We start from the raw sequence: 20,004 nt of genomic DNA, 5'->3' as shown, positions 1-20,004 counted from the left end.
TCAGCCTGCGAGTGCCGCCGCGACAGCCTCAAGCGCCTCATCAGCCTTGGCGCCGTCCGGGCCGCCGGCCTGCGCCATGTCGGGACGGCCGCCGCCGCCCTTGCCGCCGAGGGCTGCCGACGCAATGCGGACGAGATCGACGGCGCTGTAGCGCTCGACGAGATCCGGCGTCACCGCCACGACGGCGCTCGCCTTGCCATCTTCGGACACACCGATCAGCGTCACGATGCCGGAGCCGATGCTGGCCTTGCCGTCATCAGCAAGACCCTTGAGGTCCTTCGGATCGACGCCGGCCACGGCCTTGCCGAGGAATTTCACTCCGGCGACCTCGCGCACCGCATCGCCCGGGCCGCCCTGCCCGCCGCCCATGGCGAGTTTGCGCTTGGCATCGGCCAGCTCCTTTTCGAGCTTGCGGCGCTCGTCCATCAGCGCCTCGACGCGCGACAGAACTTCCGAAGGCTGAACTTTCAGCGAGGCAGCGAGCATCTTCACGCGGTCGTCCTGTTCGGCGAGATATTCGCGCGCCGATTCACCGGTCACCGCTTCGAGGCGGCGAACGCCGGCGCCGACGGCGCTTTCGCCGAGGATGCGCACGAGGCCGATCTGACCGGTCGCCGACACATGCGTGCCGCCACAAAGCTCGACCGAGTAAGGCTTGTTGCTCTTTGCGCCATGAAGGCCTGTGCCCATCGAGACGACCCGCACCTCATCGCCGTATTTCTCGCCGAACAGCGCCATCGCGCCTTCGGCGATCGCATCGTCGACGCTCATCAACCGCGTGGTGACCGGCGAATTCTGCAGCACAATTTCGTTTGCCATATCCTCAACGATCTTCAGCTCTTCGGCCGACATCGGCTTCGGATGCGAGACGTCGAAGCGCAGGCGCTCGGGCGCGACCAGCGAACCCTTCTGGGCGACATGGGTGCCAAGCACCTCGCGCAGCGCCTCATGCAGCAGGTGCGTCGCCGAGTGATTGGCGCGCAGGCGCGAACGGCGGGCATGATCGACCGTCAACGCGACAGCATCGCCATCCTTGACCACGCCTTCGATGACAGTACCCAGATGCACGAACACGCCCTCGCCCCTCTTCTGCGTGTCCGATATCTCGATCTTGCCGTGATCGGACGAGATCACGCCGGTATCGCCCATCTGGCCGCCGGATTCGCCGTAGAACGGCGTCTGGCTGACGACGATCTGCACTTTGTCGCCGGCCTTGGCCTCGGTCGAAACCGCGCCGTCCTTGACAATCGCCTGCACGACGCCCTCAGCCGTTTCGGTGTCGTAGCCCAGGAATTCGGTCGCGCCATGCTTTTCCCTAAGCTCGAACCACACGGTTTCGGTCGCCTTTTCGCCGGAACCGGCCCAGTGCGAGCGGGCTTCGGCCTTCTGACGCTGCATCGCATCGGTGAAGCCGGAGATGTCGACGCCGATCTCACGGGCACGCAGTGCATCCTGCGTCAGATCGAGCGGGAAACCGTAGGTGTCGTAGAGCTTGAAAGCGGTCTCACCATCCAGCATGTCGCCCTTGGAAAGATCCGTCGTCGCGTCCGACAGCAGCGACAGGCCGCGTTCCAGCGTCTTGCGGAAGCGGTTTTCCTCGAGCTTCAGCGTCTCCGAGATCAGCGCCTCGGCGCGTACCAGTTCCGGATAGGCGCGGCCCATCTCCTGCACCAGCGTCGGCAGCAGCTTGTACATCAGCGGCTCCTTGGCGCCGAGCAGCTGAGCGTGGCGCATGGCGCGGCGCATGATGCGGCGCAGCACATAGCCGCGGCCCTCATTCGACGGCAGCACGCCGTCGGCGATCAGGAATGCCGAGGAGCGCAGGTGGTCGGCGATGACCCGATGGCTGGCGCTACCTTGCGCCTTGACGCCCATCGTATCTTCGATGGCGCCGATCAGTGTCCGGAAGAGATCGGTGTCGAACACGCTCTGAACGCCCTGGAGAATACAGGCCATGCGCTCCAGGCCCATGCCGGTATCGATCGACGGACGCGGCAGCGGGTTGCGAACGCCGGGCTCGGTCTGTTCGAATTGCATGAAGACGAGGTTCCAGAACTCCAGGAACCGGTCGCCATCTTCCTCGGCCGAGCCTGGAGGGCCGCCCCAGACGTTCTCGCCCTGATCGATGAAGATTTCAGAGCATGGGCCGCAGGGGCCGGTATCGCCCATCTGCCAGAAATTGTCGGAGGTCGGGATGCGGATGATCTTGTCGTCGGAGAAGCCGGCGATCTTCTTCCACAGCGTCGCTGCTTCCTCGTCTTCGGAATAGACGGTCACCAGCAGGCGATGCTTCGGCAGGTCGAAACCTTCGGTCACGAGCTTCCAGGCAAGCTCGATCGCATTCTCCTTGAAATAATCGCCAAATGAGAAGTTGCCGAGCATTTCGAAGAAGGTCAGGTGGCGCGCGGTATAGCCGACATTGTCGAGGTCGTTATGCTTGCCGCCGGCGCGCACGCATTTCTGCGAGGTCGTGGCCGTCGCATAAGGACGCTTTTCCAGGCCGGTGAAGACGTTCTTGAACTGCACCATGCCGGCATTGGTGAACATCAGCGTTGGGTCGTTGCGCGGCACGAGCGGGCTCGACGGAACGATCTCGTGGCCGTTCTTCTTGAAATAGTCGAGAAAGGTCGACCGGATATCGTTCACGCCGCTCATTCTATGCCCTTCAATGCTGCCGGAGGCAGATAAATACAAATCCATCGGCTTTTAACGTTCGCCTCCGCCACTGTCCAGCCGACAAACAAAACCGGCCGCATTCTCATCAGGAATGCGGCCGGCGGAGATATCCGACAAGATCAGGCGCGAGACTTACATGTCCGCGGCGGCATCGCCGTCATCCGCATCCGGTCCGCCGTTCTGCAGGAAGCGGTCGGCGATGAGACCGGCATTCTGGCGCAGCGCCAGTTCGATCTCGCGGGCGAGATCCGGATTGTCGCGCAAGAAGGTCTTGGCGTTTTCGCGGCCCTGGCCGAGACGCTGGCTGTTATAGGAGAACCAGGCGCCCGACTTTTCCACGATCCCGGCCTTGACGCCGAGATCGACGAGTTCGCCGGTCTTCGATACGCCTTCGCCATACATGATGTCGAATTCGACCTGCTTGAAGGGAGGCGCCATCTTGTTCTTGACGACCTTGACGCGGGTCTGGTTGCCGACCACCTCTTCGCGCTCCTTGACCGAGCCGATGCGGCGGATGTCGAGGCGCACGGAGGCATAGAATTTCAGCGCATTGCCGCCCGTCGTCGTTTCCGGCGAACCGAACATGACGCCGATCTTCATGCGGATCTGGTTGATGAAGATCACCATGGTATTCGACTTGGAGATCGAGGCGGTGAGCTTGCGCAGCGCCTGGCTCATCAGGCGTGCCTGCAAGCCGGGAAGGCTGTCGCCCATTTCGCCTTCGATTTCGGCGCGCGGCGTCAGTGCGGCGACCGAGTTCGACGACCAGAACGTCGACGGCGCCGGAGCGCACCAGCGTATCGGTGATCTCAAGCGCCTGCTCGCCGGTATCGGGCTGCGAGATCAGAAGGTTTTGGAGATCGACGCCCAGCTTGCGGGCATAGACGGGATCGAGCGCATGTTCGGCGTCGACAAAGGCGCATATGCCGCCCTTCTTCTGCGATTCCGCGATGGTCTGCAGCGCAAGCGTCGTCTTGCCCGAGCTTTCCGGCCCGTAGATTTCGACGATGCGGCCCTTCGGTAGACCGCCGACGCCAAGCGCGATATCGAGACCAAGCGAACCCGTCGAAATCGTCTCGATTTCGATGACGTTCTCGTTGGAACCGAGTTTCATGATCGAGCCCTTGCCGAACGACCGCTCTATCTGTGAGAGTGCCGCTTCAAGCGCCTTGCTTTTGTCCACCGATTTGTCCTCTACCAGCCGCAATGAATTCTGAGACATCTGATCCACCTTTAGGTTATTGAAGCCGCCCAAGCAATGTCGAGTTTGTACCCTATTTGTTCCACTCTCGCAATAGGCGATCAAACGATTGAAAGAAAAAGGTAAAACAGCCCGTGTTCTATATTTGTTTTATCGATGCAAAGCAACGGCTTAGGCCAGATGCGCCGGCGCTGCCGCGCCAGGAGGCGCCGTCTCGATTCGCGCTGGGGGCATCGGATGGCGGTTGAAATGAAGAAAAGGATTCTTGTTCTCGGCGGCGCCCATATCGACCGGCGCGGCCGCATTTCCGGGGAAACGGCACCGGGCGCCAGCAATCCCGGTACCTGGTTCGAGGAGCCGGGCGGCGGCGGCTTCAATGCGGCGCGCAACCTTGCAAGGCTCGGTTTTCAGGTGACGATGATTTCGCCGCGCGGCGGCGATCCTATCGGCGAGATGGTCGGCGAAGCCGCCGGTTTCGCCGGCATCGACGACCGGCCCTTCGTTTTCCTCGACCGCAAGACACCGAGCTACACCGCGATCATCGAGAGGGACGGCAACCTGGTGATCGCCCTTGCCGACATGGATCTCTACCGCTTCTTCGTGCCGCGGCGTCTTTCCATCCGCTGGGTGCGCGAAGCCTTCGCCGCGCATGATCTCATCCTTTTCGATGCCAATCTGCCGGAAGAAACGATCGTTGCAATCGTCGCCAAGGCACGGTCGCTGGCCAAGCCCGTCGCGGCGATCGCCATTTCGCCGGCCAAGGTCGTCAGGCTGAAATCCTGCATCGCGGATATCGACTACCTGTTCCTGAACGAGGCCGAAGCCGCAGCCCTTATCGGTGGACGGCCGGAAGACGCCGGCGGCTGGCCGCCGCTTCTGAACGAGATCGGCATCCGCAGCGCCGTCGTCACCCGCGGCCAGCGCGAGCTGGTCGCGTTTTGCGACCGCCGCGCCGTGACGCTGCAGCCGCCGATCGCCGAGACCCTCGCCGATGTCACCGGCGCCGGCGATTCCCTTGCCGCCGGCACGCTCGCCGCCTTGATGCACGGCCTGCCGCTTGAGGAAGCCATCCGCCACGGCACCGCGGCAGCAGCGCTGGCTGTGCAGTCGCCGCATGCCGTCAACGAAAATCTGACGCCGGATCTGCTGAATGAGGCGCTTGCCCTTGTTCCCCAGATCAGAATTCTGCATTGAAGCGGCCAAATGAAATAGTCGAGCATGATGTCGTCGCAAAGCCGCCGACACATTCGGCATCATGCTCTATCGACGACAGGACAAGATCATGACCCAGCCCATCTCCCCTCTTCTGCCGATCGCCTATTCGAAGGAGGTCGCCAGCGCCAAGCAGCGCGGCGCGCCGCTGGTGGCGCTGGAATCGACCATCATCACCCACGGTATGCCCTATCCCGGCAATATCGAGATGGCTCGCAGCGTCGAGGCGATCATTCGCGAACAGGGTGCCGTGCCGGCAACGATCGCCGTCATTCACGGCACGCTGCATATCGGCCTTGAAGCCGGCGAACTGGAGCAGCTCGCCAAGGCGACCGACGTGATGAAGGTGTCGCGCGCCGATCTCGCCTTTGCGATCGCCGAGCGCCGCACCGGCGCCACCACGGTCGCCGCGACGATGATCGCGGCGGCGCGCGCCGGCATCCGCGTCTTTGCCACAGGCGGCATCGGCGGCGTGCACCGCGGCGCCGAGGAAAGCTTCGATATCTCGGCCGACCTCGAGGAACTGGCCCGCACCGGCGTCATCGTCGTCTGCGCCGGCGCCAAGGCAATTCTCGACATTCCGAAGACGCTGGAAGTGCTGGAAACCCGCGGCGTGCCCGTCGTCACCTATGAGAGCGAAGAATTCCCCGCCTTCTGGTCGCGCTCCTCAGGACTTCGCAGCCCGCTGTCGCTGAACAGCCCGGCGGCCATCGCCAATTTCCAGACGGTGCGCGAGCAGCTCGGCATCAACGGCGGCATGCTGATCGCCAATCCGGTGCCCGAGGCCGACGAGATCCCGCGCGAAGAGATGGAGATCTATATCGAACGCGCGCTCGACAGCGCCGAGCGCGACGAAGTGACCGGCAAGGCGGTGACGCCCTATCTGCTCTCGACCATCTTCGACCTGACGGACGGCCAGAGTTCTGAAGACGAATATTGCGCTTGTTGAAAGCAATGCACGGCTGGCGGCAGAGATTGCCGTGGCGCTCGGGGAATAAGGGGGATGGGGCAGGTTGTTTCCGCCCAGTCTTTGCCGGATTGCCGTGGGTCACCCCCCTCTGCCCTGCCGGGCATCTCCCCCACAGGTGGGGAGATTGGCTGGGAGCGCCGGTCGCACGAATAATGAACGTTGCAAACTGCACAACGTTAGCGACGTGCGAAGGTCAAGCCAAGCGTCAATCCCCACCTTGTGGGGGAGATGTCCGGCAGCACAGAGGGGGCCACGTCGGACGCCCTATCCGGAAACCACGAAGCCGTAACCGCTAGCTATCCAGCGTCTCCTTGACCACCACAGCGAGCTGCTTCAGCGAAAACGGCTTCGGCAGGAAGCCGAATTTCGCATCCGGCGGCAGGTTACGGGCAAAGGCGTCCTCGGCATAGCCGGAGACGAAGATGAATTTCAGGTCGGGATAGTTCTTGCGCAGCTCACGCAGCAGCGTCGGGCCGTCCATTTCAGGCATGACGACGTCGGAAACGACGATGTCGACCTTGCCCTCGAGCTCTTCCATGATGCTCAGCGCCTCGACGCCCGAGCCCGCCTCATGCACGGTGTAGCCGCGCGTTTCCAGCATCCGCTTGCCGCCCCGGCGCACCGCCTCCTCGTCCTCGACGAGAAGAACGACGGCAGAGCCTGTCAGGTCCTCGGGCTGCTGCGCGGCAGGCGCCTCGGGGGGCGTGCCGACTGCGGCAATGGCGCTGTCGATCGCGCCGGCTTCGGCGGCAACCGCCGGCTCGGGGATATGGCGCGGCAGGAAGACGCGGAAGGTCGTGCCTTTGCCCACTTCGGATTCCGGTTGGATGTAGCCGCCGGATTGCTTGACGATGCCATAGACCATGGCAAGACCAAGCCCGGTGCCTTTGCCGACATCCTTGGTGGTGAAGAAGGGTTCGAAGATCTTGTCCATGATCTCAGGCGCGATGCCGGTGCCGGTATCGGTGACCTCGACCAACACCATGTCCTCGGCGGGCATGTAGGAATAGTTGAAGGCGGAGACCTCGGTAGCCGTCAGATTGCGGGTGCGCAGCGTCAGCGTGCCTCCTTCCGGCATCGCATCGCGCGCATTGACGCAGAGATTGATCAGCACCTGCTCGAACTGCGACAGGTCGGTTTTGACAGGCCAGAGATCCCGGCCATATTGCACGTCGAGCTTGACGTTGGTGCCGGAGAGCAGCCGGTCGACCAGCATGCGCAGGTCGCCGACGACATCCGTCAGGTTTAGCACCGAGGGCCGCATCGTTTGCTTGCGCGAGAAGGCAAGCAGCTGGCGCACCAGCACCGCGGCGCGGTTGGCGTTGCGCTTGATCTCCATCAGGTCGGCGAAACTCGCATCGGAGGGCCGCGCCTGCAGCAGCAGATGGTCGGACGACAGAAGGATCGCTGTCAGCACATTGTTGAAATCGTGCGCGATGCCGCCGGCGAGCGTTCCGACAGCGTTCATCTTCTGCGTCTGCGCCATCTGCGCTTCCAGCGCCTTCTGCTCGGTCACCTCGACAGCATAGACGATCGCCGCTTCCTCGGGCGCCTCGTCGCTCTGGTCGATGACGGCATTGACATAGAAGCGGAAATAGCGCGCCTCGTCGGTCGGCGTGCGGGTGTCGAGCGGCGCGATGTCGCCCTGCCGGTCCTTGGCCGCCGCCAGCGCCGCGGCCAGCTGCGGCCGGTCGCTCTCCTGCACGATGGTTTCGAGAGAGGGTGATTTCTCGAGATCGTCGCGCGACACGACGCCGGAAAACAGCTTCAGGAACGGCGCATTGGTGCGCAGAATGCGCCCTTCGCCATCAACCGAGGCAATCGCCATCGGCGTGTTGTTGAAGAAGCGCGTGAAGCGCATGGCGGCGGCCGAAGCGGACTGGCCGCTCTCGCTGCTCTTTTCGCGCGCCAGCACGATCGTCCGGCTTTCGCCGGGCGCCCCATCGCGCATCGAGGTGACGCTGTGGATGATCTGCACCGGCAGGCTCTGGCCGTTGGTCTTGCGCAAATCGAGATCGAGCGTCACGGTCTTCTTCAGGCCGGGTTCGGCCTGCACCGACTGGATCAGCGCCAGCCCCTCGCCCGCCACCAGGTCGCCGATCGACATCGAGCCCGGCAGGAACTTGGTCAAGTCGAGGCCCAGCCACTCGGCAAGCGTGGCATTCAGGTAGAAGATTTCGCCCTTACGGCCAGCGGAGAAGAAGCCGGCGGGTGCGTGATCGAGATAGTCGATCGCGTTCTGCAGCTCCTTGAAGAATCGCTCCTGATCGTCGCGTTCGGCGGTGATGTCGGTGATCTGCCAGATCTGCAGCGGCTTGCCGCCATTATCCTCCTGATGCAGCAGCCGCGCCTTCAGCCGGTACCAATGCGCGCCCGAGCTGTTGGAGCCGGGGCCGACGGCGCGCAGCAGACGGAACTCCTCACGGCCCTCCTTGCCCTCGCGCAGACCGTTGACCAGCCGGTAGAGCGCCTCGTTGGACTCGCGATGGCGCGACAGCAGCGTTTCGAGCGTCTGCACCTCGGTCGCCTTGCGCGCGCCGGTCAGCGCGCCGTAGGCAGCGTTGGCATAGATGATCCGTCCCTTGTCGTCGGTGATCAGCGTGCCGTCCGGGTGGCTGTTGAGAAAGGCGCGCGCCAGGCTGTCGGACTGGTGCTGCGGCATCACCTCGATGAAGCCGATGACCGAGGACACCAGGAAGAAGATGCCGACCATGGCAAGCACGCCGAGGCCGCCGAGCACCATCTCGTTGTCGAGTGATCTTTTGAAGACGACGAAGGCGCCGGCTGCCGCGATCAGCACGAGCGCCAACAGAAGGATGCGCAAAACCGTGCCAGAACGCCCCCCACGATCCACAAGCGGTGCGTTATAGTCGTCGGCCTGACGCGGTTTCGTCATGTATTCCTCGCATAAGCCCTTCCCATTTCATAGCACGAACACGAAGCAGGAATCAGGCACTCTTTCCTTCTTAGCAATTTGCCACGCCGGCAAAAACACCGGTCACCGGCAAGACTGCTTGAATTCACAGGCTAGAGCGCCATCTGCCTGTCGAGCCGCCGCGGCTGCCCGTGCGCAAGCCGCCAGCCGTCATCCGACACAATACGAAATCGCCTTCGTGCGTCACTGGACAGGACCTTCGGCCCTTGTTTAAGGAACGGAAAAGTCGTCAATATGTGCCGAATGCGAAATGGAGTGAGTGACTATGTTCGATGATCTTGTCGGAGCTTACGGCAGCCGTTTCCTGCTTGCGGCCGGTGGCGTCGGCCTCGCGCTTCTCCTGCTCATTCTGGCGCTCTGGCTGATTCGAAGCCGCGCCCCCTCGCCCTTCGTGCGCGGCGGCCGCAACCGTCAGCCCCGCCTGCAGGTGCTGGATGCGGCAGCCGTCGATACCCGCCGCCGGCTGGTGCTGGTGCGCCGTGACGACGTCGAACATCTGATCATGATCGGCGGTCCGACCGACATCGTCATCGAAAGCCGCATCCTGGCCGAGGCGGCCGAACAGCCCGAAAGCGTCAAACGGCCAGAGCCGGCGGCGGAGCGGCCGGCAACAGTCCCGCGCCCCGAAACACCGCCCGTTTCCGTAAGCCGTCCGCCGCTTGCAGCCCGTGCCGAGCCGCCCGCTGAACCGGCCTTCGCGGCCTCAGCCGCGCCGGAGCCGCGCCCGCGCCCCGAACCGCCGGCCCAGCCGGCCGTGCCGCCGCCGGTGGCCACCAGCCCGCTTCCGGCGGAGCCCGCGACGGCTCCGCTGTCGGCCGAACGCGACCATTCTCCGCGCCCGGCTCCGCTCCAGCCGCGCCTGCCGGAACAACCGGTTGCCCCGCCGGTCGCGCAGCCCGCGCCCTATCACGACACGGCGAGTGCCGCCGAAATCCTTGACGCCGCTCGCCAGCGGGTCCTGCCGCAGCAGCGCATCGATCCCGAGGTCTCCGCCCCCGACATGCCGGCGCCGCGCACCGCACCCGCGACGCCCGCGGACGAAGCGGCCGCGCAATCGGCAGCGGCGATTCGCCGTGATTTCCAGCGGGTGCTGGAACAGGAAATGGCGAACAATCTGACGGCCGAGCGCATCGTGCCGGCCCCGGCAAACCAGACCCCGCGCCAGGCCGCGCCGCAGCCCGCCAACCTGCCGCGCCGCGATCCCGAGCTTGCCCCGATCACCGGCGCCGACACGGAGCTGCAGAAGGAAGTTGCCCGCATTTTCGGCGAAATGAGCGTCAATCGCGACAAGTGACTGCCGCACCGGCGCAGGCTCGGTTGCGCGCATGCGTGACCTCATCATGAAGTTGCAGAAATGCCGCAATGCCGCGGCTTCTCAGTCCTGAAGCTCTTCGGGCCTCCCCACCGCGTCGATCATTTGTTATCAATCGACGCGAAGAGCTTTGGCGCATCGAGGTCACACTTTGCCTAAGTAAATACCGGTCTCACCCCAGTTTCACCCCGTACTGCTGCAAAGCGAGACGCTGGCGGCATGCGACCATGTTCATCGGGTGGTGGCGAGAGACCGGTTTGGCATTGTTACAATGTGCCATGTGCAGCTCCGCTGCTCAGTTCTTCAGCCGCCCACAACATCGCCACACCGCGCCCGCAAGGGTTTCTCCTGCACCATCTTGGTGGACTTCCGAACGGAAGACCAAGACGATATGTGCAAGAAGCTTCGGGTCCGATGGACCATCACTCCCAAGACAGCGCCTCAGCCATGGATTGCATGTGGCGGATGCGGAGGCCTCAGAGCCTTCCGATCCAGCGGCAAGATCCGGTTGAATGCCAACGGTCGCAAGCTCGACGCCTGGCTGATCTACAAATGCCTGACCTGCGAAAGGACATGGAACCGGCCGATCTTCGAGCGCCGGACTATCCGCGACATCGATCGGTTGACGCTCGACGCGCTGCAGTCCAACGACCCGGATTGGGTTCGCGCGGAAACCTTCAATCTCGATGGGCTGCGGCGCAAAGCACAGCGCGTTGACGAGTTCGCCGAATTCGACATTGCCAAGGAGATACGGCACGAGAGCGCAGGCTGGACAAGCCTGGAAATCGAACTGACAGCCCAGTTCGCGACAAACCTACGGCTGGATCGGCTGCTGGCCGGGGAGTTGAAGATGTCGCGCTCGCGCCTCCAGGCTCTGCACGATCAGGGCCTATGTCGAACGGACCCCGGCGGGGCAGACATCATGCGGCGGCGGATCAGGAGTGGCACGCTCGTCACGATCGATCTCGCCATGCAGGCGGAGCGGGAGCGACGGTGGAAACCTCTGGCGGCAGGTGGCCCGTCCTAAATGTATGCCGCCTGGAAGGGTGCAGCGATTCCGGGACAACGACATGCATAAAACAAAGGCTGAGGCGCGTCGCTTGAATCAAATTTGATGCGACGCGCATTGATGGGCGGCGCACGAAGACCAATCGACAAGCCGCGAGTAGGCCCCGACAAAAAGGCGCCGCGATCAGATCGCGGCGCCCAATGTGTCTCTGCCTATATCGAAAACGTCATTCGTCGCGGTAGACCTTTTCACGACGTTCGTGGCGCTCCTGCGCTTCGATCGACAACGTCGCGATCGGGCGGGCGTCGAGGCGCTTGAGACCGATCGGTTCGCCGGTTTCCTCGCAATAGCCATAGGTGCCGTCTTCGATGCGCTGCAGGGCCGCGTCGATCTTGGAGATCAGCTTTCTCTGCCGGTCGCGGGCGCGAAGTTCGATCGCCCTGTCGGTTTCCGACGACGCCCTGTCGGCGAGATCGGGATGGTTTGCGCTTTCCTCGGCCAAATGGTCGAGTGTTTCGCGCGCTTCTCTAAGGATATCGTTTTTCCAGGCGACCAGCTTCGCCCTGAAGTAGGCACGCTGGTTTACGTTCATGAACTCTTCCTCTTCCGAGGGAACGTAATTGCTAAGATCGATCTTCTCACTCAACGCGATTCTCCTGAAGAACATCTCATCTGGGCGGGTGTATATCCCAAGCGCTAGCCGCGATTCAAGCCAAATACGACAGGTAAACAGATTTTTAAATCTGTTACAATTTTAAGCTAACGGTCTATTTTGTCATGGTTATTCCGGCTGCCGTTTTTGGCTTCGCCTTCAAAACGCCGTGTTGTCAGCCACGTTTTAGGCAGCTCGGCATGGCTGGCGATTGACGGCGGCCGACCGCAGCCGCTACTGAAAAGACCCGCCCGATCCTGGATTTGCCCATGACCGTACCGCTGCCTCCGCCCAACCGCATCTATCTCCTGCGTCATGCCAAGGCCGCTGCGGCCGACCCCGGACAGCGCGATTTCGACCGGCCGCTCAGCAAAAAGGGCTACGGCGATGCCGAGATCATCGCCGACAAGGCAGCCGACAAGGGCTACCGTCCGGATCTTCTGATCAGTTCGACGGCGCTTCGCTGCCGCGACACCGCCGACGCCGTCCACCGGGCGGTCGGCGTCGGCCTCGACGTGCGCTATGTCGATGCGCTCTACGACGCCACCGTCGGCACCTATCTCGAAATCGTCGATGCGCAGGAGGCTGCCGCCGTCATGCTGGTCGGTCACAATCCGACCATGGAGCAGGTGCTGGAGACATTGATCGGCCACAAGGCGATGGTCGCCGCCCTTCCCCGCGGCTTTCCGACGGCAGGCCTTGCCGTCATCGATTTCGATGCTTCCGTCACCGCCTGGCGCCTGACCGATTTCGTTGTCGTCTGACATCGTCCGAGCAATTCGAAGAGCGGCAGAAATTTTCACTTTCCGCGGAAAACGGAAATGCGTTCGCGCCACTTCTTTTTCGCACAACGCCGCCTTCCTATATTGCCGGCAGTCATCAATCGGAATCGCGCCTTGCCGCCACGCCTGACATCCCTTGCCGACGACGCCCGCATCGCCATCGACAATCTCGCCGACCGGGCGAACGGCCTCGTCAATCCGACCGTGCGGCTCGGCGTCACCGGCCTCTCGCGATCCGGCAAGACGGTTTTCATCTCCTCGCTTGTTCACAATCTCCTGCATGGCGGCCGACTGCCGCTGTTCGAGCCGGTGCAGTCCGGCCGCGTTTCCGCCGTGCGGCTCGAGCCGCAGCCGGATGATGCCGTGCCCCGCTTCCAGTACGAAGATCATATCCGGGCCTTGGTGAAGGATCGCATCTGGCCGGACTCGACCCGCGCCATTTCCGAGTTGCGCATCACGCTCGACTATCAGAGCGCCAGCGGCTGGAACCGGCTGTTCTCGCCCGGCCGGCTGTCGATCGATATCGTCGATTATCCCGGTGAATGGCTGCTCGACCTGCCGCTGCTCGGCAAAGATTATCGCACCTTCAGCGAGGAGACGATGGCGCTTGCGCAAACCGGCGTCCGCTCCGCGTTGTCGCAGGGATGGCTGGCGCTCACACGTGCCGCCGATATCAAAGCCGGCGCCGACGAGATGATCGCCCGCGAACTTGCCTCTGCCTTTGCCGATTATCTCAAGGCCTGCAAGACCGACGAACGCTCGCTCTCCACCTTGCCGCCCGGGCGCCTGCTTCTGCCCGGCGATCTCGACGGCTCGCCGGCGCTGACCTTCGCCCCGCTCGCCTTGCCGACCGATGGCCGTCCCGATCGCGGCTCGCTCTGGGCGATGATGGAGCGACGGTACGAAGCCTATAAGTCGGTGGTCGTCAAACCCTTCTTCCGCGAGCATTTCGCCCGGCTCGACCGCCAGATCGTGCTGGTCGACGCGTTGCAGGCGATGAACCGCGGCCCCGAAGCCGTCCAGGATCTGGAACGCGCGCTGACCGATGTGCTCGCCTGTTTCCGCCCGGGCACCAATTCGCTGCTCTCTTCGCTGCTTGGCCGCCGTATCGACCGTGTGCTGGTCGCCGCCACCAAGGCTGACCATCTCCATCACGAGAGCCACGACCGGCTCGACGCATTGACCCGCCGCCTCGTCGATCGCGCCATCGCCCGCATCGGCATGGCCGGCGCCGGCATCGATGTCATGGCGCTCGCCTCCGTGCGCGCTACCCGCGAGGCATCGGTCAAACGTGACGGCCATGACCTGCCCGTCATCGTCGGCACGCCGATGGCGGGTGAAACCATTGCCGGCGAGCGCTTCGACGGCCAGAGGAAGACCGCGATCTTCCCCGGCGATCTGCCGGAGGATCCGGAGGGCCTGTTTGACCGCATCGTTTCGGGCGAGGCCGCTGGGACCCTGCCCGAAGTCAATGTCGTCAGGTTCCGCCCGCCGCATCTTGAGGAGACCGGCGGCGGCATCAAGCTGTCGGTGCCGCATATCCGCCTCGACCGCGCCATGCAGTTCCTGTTCGGAGACCGTCTCGCATGAGCAAACCCCCGTCCGATGTGCCGCGTCGCCCACCCGCCGCCTTCGCTTACGACGATGAGCCATCCGAGCCGCGCGACAACGGCCGGCAGCAGCAAGGCCGGCGCAAACCGGAAAGCTTCTCGGAAGAGATCGTCTTGACGCCCGATGAGGAGGATCCCTTCATCAATCCCGACAGGGATCTCGGCGCAGCACCGGTGGCCACGCCGCGCAAGCGGCGGACTTCCTTCGGCAAGATCGCCGCCGGTGCCTTCGGCATCCTGCTGTCGCTCGGCATTGGCCTCTGGACCGACCGACTGATCCGCGATCTCTTCACCCGCGCCGACTGGTTGGGTTACGCAGCCCTTGGCGCGCTCGCGATCGGCATCCTCGCCGTACTTGCCCTGGTCATCCGCGAGACGGCTGGCATGATGCGCCTTGCCGCCGTCCAGACGATCAAGGCCGAAGCGGAAGCCGCGATCCTCGAAACCCGGCCGGCGAAGGCGCGCGCCGTCGTTGCGCGCCTCACCACGCTGCTTGCCGCCAACCCCGAGACATCGAAGGGACGCGCGACGCTGAAGGCGACCGAGGGCGAGGTCATCGATCCCCCGCATCTGATCGCCTTGGCCGAACGAGAGTTGCTCGCCCCGCTCGACCGCAAGGCCCGCGCCCTCATCGTCAATGCCTCCAAGCGTGTGTCGATCGTCACCGCCGTCAGCCCGCGCGCCGTCGTCGACTTGCTGTATGTGCTTTACGAGGCCATCCGCCTTATCCGCGCCATGGCGGAACTCTACGGCGGCCGCCCCGGCACGCTCGGCATGTTCCGCCTGCTGCGCGACGTGCTGGCGCATCTTGCCGTGACCGGCTCGATCGCCGTCGGTGACAGCCTCGTCCAGCAGGTGCTCGGCCATGGGTTGGCCTCGAAGCTCTCGGCCCGACTCGGCGAGGGTGTCATCAACGGCCTGATGACCGCCCGCATCGGAATCGCGGCGATGGATCTCTGCCGCCCGCTGGCCTTTCGCGCGCTGAAACGGCCAGGAATCGGTGATTTCATCGGCGATCTCACGCCTTCCATGTCACCGCGCAGCAACAATCCTTAATCGACGAAGCAATTCCGCGGCTTTCGCCTTCCCCAGCGTGAAGTTGTGAAAATAGTATCCGATTCAACACATTAGCGGCAGGATATTGAAATCCGTACAGCATGGCACGCCTGTAATCCCTTGCATTTCGGCACAGTCGAAAGGAAGGATTAACCATTTTTCGGCAAAACTTGGCACCAGTTCGTGAGTGGTGTTTGCCAAGGAAAATCCATGTATTCGCGCAAGTTTCTCTTCGTATGCGGCCTCGCCGCCGCGGCATTGTCTCCGGTCGCAGATGTCGCTCCGGCAGCCACCGCCGCAACCCGTGACAAGGCCTTCTTCGAATCCGTCGCCGGCTCCTGGAAAGGCCCCGGCGAGATCGTCGCCGGCAAGTACAAGGGCACGAAATTCACCTGCAACCTGACCGGTGAACCGACCGGCGACAGCACCGCCGGCATCAAACTCGATGGCACCTGCCGCGTCGGCGTCTTCAAGCAGCCGATGACCGCCGTCATCTCGCAGTCGGGCTCCAGCTATAAAGGCAAGTTTCTCGACGGCGCCGCCGGCAAAGGTCTTGACGTCGTCTCCGGCGCCGTCACCGAGGATACCGTCGTGGTCGGCATCAACCGCTCCAAACTGAACGGAGCGATGATCGCCCGCATACGCGACGACAAGACGATGAACGTCACCGTTTCGGTCAAGGTCGAAAGCCAGATGATCCCTGTTATCGGCCTGACATTGACTCGTCAGGTCGACGAAATGGCCGTCGGCTCCATCCAGTAGACAGAACGCATGACGGATTTTCCTGAAGCGGCGGGTTTCCCGCCGTTTCGCGTTTCAGGAGCCGTGCTTCAGGCGCTCCGCCACCAGTCGCCGCTGTCATCGGCGACCTCGATGCCGGTCACGTCGGCGTCGAGCAGCCAGTCGCTGACCGGCCGCCCCCTGACGACAAGGCCTGGGGCGATATCGGCAAGCGGCATCAGCACGAAACCGCGCTCTGTCATCCGCGGATGCGGCAGTTTCAGCCGCGGCGCGTCCTGGACGATGCCGTCATAGGTCAGCACGTCGATATCGAGCGTGCGCGGCCCCCAGCGTTCGATACGCTCGCGTTTCATCGCGCGTTCGATCGAGAGGCAGACATCGAGCAAAGCTTCCGGAGGAAGCCGGGTTTCGACGGCGGCGCAGGCGTTGAAGAAGAATGATTGGTCCGTCTTGCCCCAGGGCGGCGTGCGATAGAGCCGCGACACAGCGGTAACACGACAATCGTCGTGCCCGTCCAGCCTTTGCAGCGCCGCCGCCATCGCCTTCACCGGCTCGCCGATATTGCCGCCGAGGCCGAGCGTGGCGGATCGGTATACGGCCTCAGGCAAAGTGCTCAACGCTCACCTGCACGAAATCGAGCACGCCAGGCACCGGCGCGTTCGGCTTGCGCACCGTGATCTTCGCCCGCCTCACCTGCGGAAATGTCTCGCAGAGCCCCTTGGCGATATCGAGCGCCAGGGCTTCGATCAGGTAGCGTCGCTTGCCGGTGACGATCTGCTCGATCACGGTGAAAGCGATGCCATAATTGACGGTATCGTCGATCGAGTCGCTTTTCAGCGCCTCGCCGGCGACGACATCGAGCTCGGCATCGACGAAGAAGCGCTGGCCGAGGAATTCCTCCTCGTCATGCACGCCGTGGCGCGCGAAGAAGGCGCAGTTCTGCAGCGTGATCGTGTAGGTGGTCATGTCGGCCGCTTCCTCTCGAATTCCTGGCGCGCATTGAGCATAGCATCGGCGACATCAAGCGCATCCCTGTTGATTGCGACATTATGCACCCGGAAAACCGCAGCTCCTTGGAGGCGCAGCAACACGCTCGTCGCGGCCGTCGCCACATCCCGGTCCGACGCATCCCGCCCGGTCACGGTGCCGAGGAAACGCTTGCGTGAGGTGCCGGCAAGCAGCGGCAGGCCGAAGCGCGAAAGTTCGGAAAACCGCGCCATCAGTTCCAGATTCTCTTCCGCCGTTTCCTTGGCGAAGCCGAAGCCCGGATCGAGCACGATGCGATCTCTGTTGACGCCTGCTGCAGCGGCGATATCAAGCGACCGTTCGAGGAAATGCACCTGGTCGGCGATCACATCGGCAAGTTTGACCCTGTCGCGGCCGGTATGCATGATGCAGAGCCCCGCCCCTGTCGCCGCGGCCAGGTCCGCGATACCGCGCTCCTTCTGCAGTCCGGAAATATCGTTGATGATATGGGCGCCGGCGCTGACCGCAAGCCGCGCCGTCTCGGCGCGATACGTGTCGATGGATATCAGCGCCTGGGTGCGGCCGCGCAGCGCCTCCATGACGGGCAGCACCCGCGCCTGCTCCTCCGAAGGGCTGACCGATGCTGCGCCCGGCCGGGTCGATTCGCCGCCGATGTCGACAATCCCGGCACCATCGCTCACCGCCTGCAGCGCGTGTTCGACGGCGGCATCGACGGTTTTGAAGCGTCCGCCGTCGGAAAAGGAGTCCGGCGTCACGTTGATGATCGCCATGATGAGAGAACGACGGCCGAGTTCGATCTCCCGGCCATGGCCCACACGCCATAAACTGCCTTCGAGCCCTGTCACCAGACTTGTCCTATTGATGACGAAAAAAGCCGCCATCCGATATTGCGCTTGCGGTGGCTATGCCCCAAGCTCCTGTCGATTTCAACATGGATTGCGTTCAGAATGCCGCTTGCAGTGCGTTATATGGTCCTTCCTGTCGCCTTTTCCATTGCCCTTTCTCTCAGCGGCCCAGCGGCAGCCGAAGTGATCGCAACGAAAAGCTATTCCTATTTCGACATCCGCGGCAAAACCGCCGAGGAGCTCGACCAGGAACTCAGCCGGCGCGGCCCGACGGCAAGCGGCTCTTCGGCGCGCCATCCCGGCGCCACCAAAATCCGCTTCGGCGGCGAGGCCACCTATATTCAGGATGACGGCCGCTGCCGCGTCGGCAACGTCAAGGTCACGGTCCACACCCAAATCATCCTGCCGCGCTGGAACAGCCGCCGTGGTGCCAGCAAGGAGCTGTCGATGATCTGGGACGCGCTGTCGAGCGACATCAAGCGCCACGAGGAGCGCCATGCCGAGATCGCCAGAGATCAGGCCCGCGCCATGGAGCGCGCTATCCGCGCTTTGCCGCAGCAGCGCAGCTGCGAGGCCATGCAGGAGCTCGTCTCCAACGAATCAGCTCGCGGTATAGAGGAGCACGATCGGCTGCAGGCGCGATTCGACCGGGTCGAAGCGGTCAATTTTCAGAAGCGTATGTTGAGATTGCTGAATAATCGAATCAACGGCCGAGCTGGCGGAAAATAAGGCTTTTTCAAGCTGGTTACGAGCAGAAAAACTTAGCTGCGCAACGAAACTTGTGCGAAACTTGCCCCCTCCCCAGCGTTTCAATGGTCATTTTTCATCCTGGCAAACTCAACCGGAACGCGTTAATATGAACACATTCGAAAGTTCAGCTACGGCATCTGGACTTTCATCGTTGGGTTCTCCTGGCGCGTTCCGAAGCCGCGGATGTTCCTCCCTCATCCGTAGGTAATGCGCCCGCCTCGCCTCGCTCGCACCAGCGCGCGAGGCGTCTTTTTTGTGGCTACGGCAGCGAACGCGGCGAAGCATGTCGCCCGGAAGTGTGCAGCGGTTCCGGGACAACGACATGCATAAAAACAAAGAGCTAGAGCCTTTCCTGGTTAGATTGAAGCATTCTGCTGGCTCAAACGGAGTCGGATGGTCGACCGGCCGGCGCGCGTCGTAGCCCAGCTCTACGGCCAAGCCGGCCGGTCGATCAGCCGGCCCGTTTCAGCCAACCTTCCCGCAGATTTGCCAGGCAAATCTGCAAGACTTAAAAGCGCCGGACGCACTTATCGCTTCGCCCCGGCGAAGCGGTGCGGCCGGTGGGCCGGGCATCTCTAGCCAGGATCAGAGGAAAACCTGCTCCGGCAGAATGCTTCAATCTAACCAGGAAAGGCTCTAAAGCGCGTAGCATGAATCAAATTTGATGCGAGGCGCTTTGGGCGCCGCCCTCAGGCCTGACGTTCCGGCACGTGCACGACGAGCCCGTCATAGGCGGCCTTCATCCGGATCTGACAGGAGAGCCGCGAAGTCGGGCGCACATCGAAGGCGAAGTCGAGCATGTCCTCTTCCATCGCTTCCGGCTGGCCAACTTTCTCCGTCCATTCTTCGTCGACATAGACGTGACAGGTCGCGCAGGCACAGGCGCCGCCGCATTCGGCCTCAATGCCGGGCACCGCATTGCGCACGGCATTTTCCATCACGGTGGAGCCTTGATCGACGTCGAGGTCGAAGCGCGTGCCGTCGAAGGCGACGATGGTAAGTTTGGGCATCAGCACTATTTCCGGTCTTGAAATGGGTGGGCGGCTTTACTTCCGACAATTCGACGCGTCAGTCAACATTCGGAAATTCGCCATAACCTCGCAGATCAGGCCGTCGCCCGCCGTCTTCAATGCGTCATATCGGACGTCGCAAAAAGACCCGTGGTTCCGCAATGGAACAACAGGCCCGCCCGCATGATTGCTTAAGGATAAGATCGTACCGCCATCCAACTGCCACAGCGTCGCTTGCGCGTCTGAATAGACACGC

At 63.0% G+C, this 20,004-nt stretch carries 15 protein-coding genes and 2 pseudogenes; 9 read left to right on the top strand and 8 right to left on the bottom strand.

Annotated features, from left to right (window positions below; translation table 11 throughout):
* Together alaS and recA are read right to left on the bottom strand one after the other, a co-directional pair.
* Positions 1 to 2,655, bottom strand: a complete 2,655-nt coding sequence (alaS, locus tag MHI61_RS11910; RefSeq protein WP_239792165.1) for an alanine--tRNA ligase — start codon at positions 2,653 to 2,655, stop codon at positions 1 to 3.
* A gap of 153 nt (positions 2,656 to 2,808) precedes the next feature.
* Positions 2,809 to 3,898: pseudogene (gene recA, locus MHI61_RS11905) on the bottom strand (recombinase RecA).
* Between the two features lie 228 nt (positions 3,899 to 4,126).
* Here recA and MHI61_RS11900 point away from each other — a divergent pair.
* Both MHI61_RS11900 and MHI61_RS11895 read left to right on the top strand, forming a co-directional pair.
* Positions 4,127 to 5,071 carry a carbohydrate kinase family protein gene (locus tag MHI61_RS11900; protein ID WP_239792164.1) on the top strand — a complete coding sequence of 315 codons (945 nt, stop codon included), beginning with the start codon at positions 4,127 to 4,129 and terminating at the stop codon, positions 5,069 to 5,071.
* Between the two features lie 88 nt (positions 5,072 to 5,159).
* A pseudogene (locus MHI61_RS11895) lies at positions 5,160 to 6,087 on the top strand (pseudouridine-5'-phosphate glycosidase).
* 264 nt (positions 6,088 to 6,351) lie between these two features.
* On the opposite strand, the gene MHI61_RS11890 reads toward MHI61_RS11895, so the two are convergent.
* On the bottom strand, positions 6,352 to 8,955 hold the full coding sequence (locus MHI61_RS11890) for a PAS domain-containing sensor histidine kinase (protein ID WP_239792163.1): 2,604 nt from the start codon (positions 8,953 to 8,955) through the stop codon (positions 6,352 to 6,354).
* A gap of 304 nt (positions 8,956 to 9,259) precedes the next feature.
* Between MHI61_RS11890 and MHI61_RS11885 the strand changes: the two genes are divergently transcribed.
* Together MHI61_RS11885 and MHI61_RS11880 are read left to right on the top strand one after the other, a co-directional pair.
* On the top strand, positions 9,260 to 10,288 hold the full coding sequence (locus tag MHI61_RS11885) for a flagellar biosynthetic protein FliO (RefSeq protein WP_239792162.1): 1,029 nt from the start codon (positions 9,260 to 9,262) through the stop codon (positions 10,286 to 10,288).
* A gap of 409 nt (positions 10,289 to 10,697) precedes the next feature.
* Positions 10,698 to 11,333, top strand: a complete 636-nt coding sequence (locus MHI61_RS11880; protein ID WP_239792834.1) for a DUF1062 domain-containing protein — start codon at positions 10,698 to 10,700, stop codon at positions 11,331 to 11,333.
* A gap of 208 nt (positions 11,334 to 11,541) precedes the next feature.
* Here the strand turns inward: MHI61_RS11880 and dksA are convergent, their stop codons facing one another.
* Entirely contained in the window at positions 11,542 to 11,961 is a 420-nt protein-coding gene (dksA, locus tag MHI61_RS11875; RefSeq protein WP_008525884.1) for an RNA polymerase-binding protein DksA, read from the bottom strand.
* A 275-nt stretch (positions 11,962 to 12,236) separates the two neighbouring features.
* On the opposite strand from dksA, the gene MHI61_RS11870 reads away from it, so the two are divergent.
* From MHI61_RS11870 to MHI61_RS11855, 4 genes are all read left to right on the top strand, one after another.
* Positions 12,237 to 12,731, top strand: a complete 495-nt coding sequence (locus tag MHI61_RS11870; protein WP_183837899.1) for a histidine phosphatase family protein — start codon at positions 12,237 to 12,239, stop codon at positions 12,729 to 12,731.
* A 132-nt stretch (positions 12,732 to 12,863) separates the two neighbouring features.
* Entirely contained in the window at positions 12,864 to 14,339 is a 1,476-nt protein-coding gene (locus MHI61_RS11865) for a YcjX family protein (protein WP_239792161.1), read from the top strand.
* On the top strand, positions 14,336 to 15,415 hold the full coding sequence (locus tag MHI61_RS11860; RefSeq protein ID WP_239792160.1) for a TIGR01620 family protein: 1,080 nt from the start codon (positions 14,336 to 14,338) through the stop codon (positions 15,413 to 15,415). The genes MHI61_RS11865 and MHI61_RS11860 overlap by 4 nt, the downstream gene beginning before the upstream one ends.
* 210 nt (positions 15,416 to 15,625) lie before the next feature.
* Positions 15,626 to 16,177, top strand: coding sequence for a hypothetical protein (locus tag MHI61_RS11855; RefSeq protein WP_064685405.1), 552 nt, complete (start codon positions 15,626 to 15,628; stop codon positions 16,175 to 16,177).
* 68 nt (positions 16,178 to 16,245) lie between these two features.
* Here MHI61_RS11855 and folK read toward each other — a convergent pair whose 3' ends face one another.
* Genes folK through folP form a run of 3 tightly spaced genes read right to left on the bottom strand, consistent with a single transcriptional unit; the run spans position 16,246 to position 17,988 of the window.
* Positions 16,246 to 16,764 (bottom strand): 2-amino-4-hydroxy-6-hydroxymethyldihydropteridine diphosphokinase, encoded by a 519-nt coding sequence (gene folK, locus MHI61_RS11850; RefSeq protein ID WP_239792833.1) that lies wholly within the window; start codon positions 16,762 to 16,764, stop codon positions 16,246 to 16,248.
* On the bottom strand, positions 16,757 to 17,122 hold the full coding sequence (folB, locus tag MHI61_RS11845; protein ID WP_009986496.1) for a dihydroneopterin aldolase: 366 nt from the start codon (positions 17,120 to 17,122) through the stop codon (positions 16,757 to 16,759). The genes folK and folB overlap by 8 nt, the downstream gene beginning before the upstream one ends.
* Positions 17,119 to 17,988 (bottom strand): dihydropteroate synthase, encoded by an 870-nt coding sequence (gene folP, locus MHI61_RS11840; RefSeq protein ID WP_239792159.1) that lies wholly within the window; start codon positions 17,986 to 17,988, stop codon positions 17,119 to 17,121. The genes folB and folP overlap by 4 nt, the downstream gene beginning before the upstream one ends.
* 102 nt (positions 17,989 to 18,090) lie before the next feature.
* Here folP and MHI61_RS11835 point away from each other — a divergent pair, with 102 nt between their 5' ends.
* Entirely contained in the window at positions 18,091 to 18,717 is a 627-nt protein-coding gene (locus MHI61_RS11835) for a DUF922 domain-containing protein (protein ID WP_097605171.1), read from the top strand.
* Between the two features lie 710 nt (positions 18,718 to 19,427).
* On the opposite strand, the gene MHI61_RS11830 is transcribed toward MHI61_RS11835, so the two are convergent.
* Complete coding sequence (locus MHI61_RS11830) at positions 19,428 to 19,748, bottom strand: 2Fe-2S iron-sulfur cluster-binding protein (protein WP_010029491.1); 321 nt, start codon at positions 19,746 to 19,748, stop codon at positions 19,428 to 19,430.
* Positions 19,749 to 20,004 lie beyond the last annotated feature (256 nt).

Origin of the sequence: Rhizobium sp. K102, assembly GCF_022385315.1 — a bacterium.
GTDB lineage: Bacteria > Pseudomonadota > Alphaproteobacteria > Rhizobiales > Rhizobiaceae > Rhizobium > Rhizobium croatiense.
Note: the sequence above shows the minus strand (reverse complement) of the source record. Positions and strands in the feature narration are given on the sequence as shown.

Coding starts and splice junctions, on each gene's coding strand:
- alaS (WP_239792165.1), bottom strand. CDS start 2,655: ATGAGCGGCGTGAACGATATCCGGTCGACCTTTCTCGACTATTTCAAG.
- MHI61_RS11900 (WP_239792164.1), top strand. CDS start 4,127: ATGAAGAAAAGGATTCTTGTTCTCGGCGGCGCCCATATCGACCGGCGC.
- MHI61_RS11890 (WP_239792163.1), bottom strand. CDS start 8,955: ATGACGAAACCGCGTCAGGCCGACGACTATAACGCACCGCTTGTGGAT.
- MHI61_RS11885 (WP_239792162.1), top strand. CDS start 9,260: ATGTTCGATGATCTTGTCGGAGCTTACGGCAGCCGTTTCCTGCTTGCG.
- MHI61_RS11880 (WP_239792834.1), top strand. CDS start 10,698: ATGTGCAAGAAGCTTCGGGTCCGATGGACCATCACTCCCAAGACAGCG.
- MHI61_RS11870 (WP_183837899.1), top strand. CDS start 12,237: ATGACCGTACCGCTGCCTCCGCCCAACCGCATCTATCTCCTGCGTCAT.
- MHI61_RS11860 (WP_239792160.1), top strand. CDS start 14,336: ATGAGCAAACCCCCGTCCGATGTGCCGCGTCGCCCACCCGCCGCCTTC.
- MHI61_RS11855 (WP_064685405.1), top strand. CDS start 15,626: ATGTATTCGCGCAAGTTTCTCTTCGTATGCGGCCTCGCCGCCGCGGCA.
- folB (WP_009986496.1), bottom strand. CDS start 17,122: ATGACCACCTACACGATCACGCTGCAGAACTGCGCCTTCTTCGCGCGC.
- MHI61_RS11835 (WP_097605171.1), top strand. CDS start 18,091: ATGCCGCTTGCAGTGCGTTATATGGTCCTTCCTGTCGCCTTTTCCATT.
- MHI61_RS11830 (WP_010029491.1), bottom strand. CDS start 19,748: ATGCCCAAACTTACCATCGTCGCCTTCGACGGCACGCGCTTCGACCTC.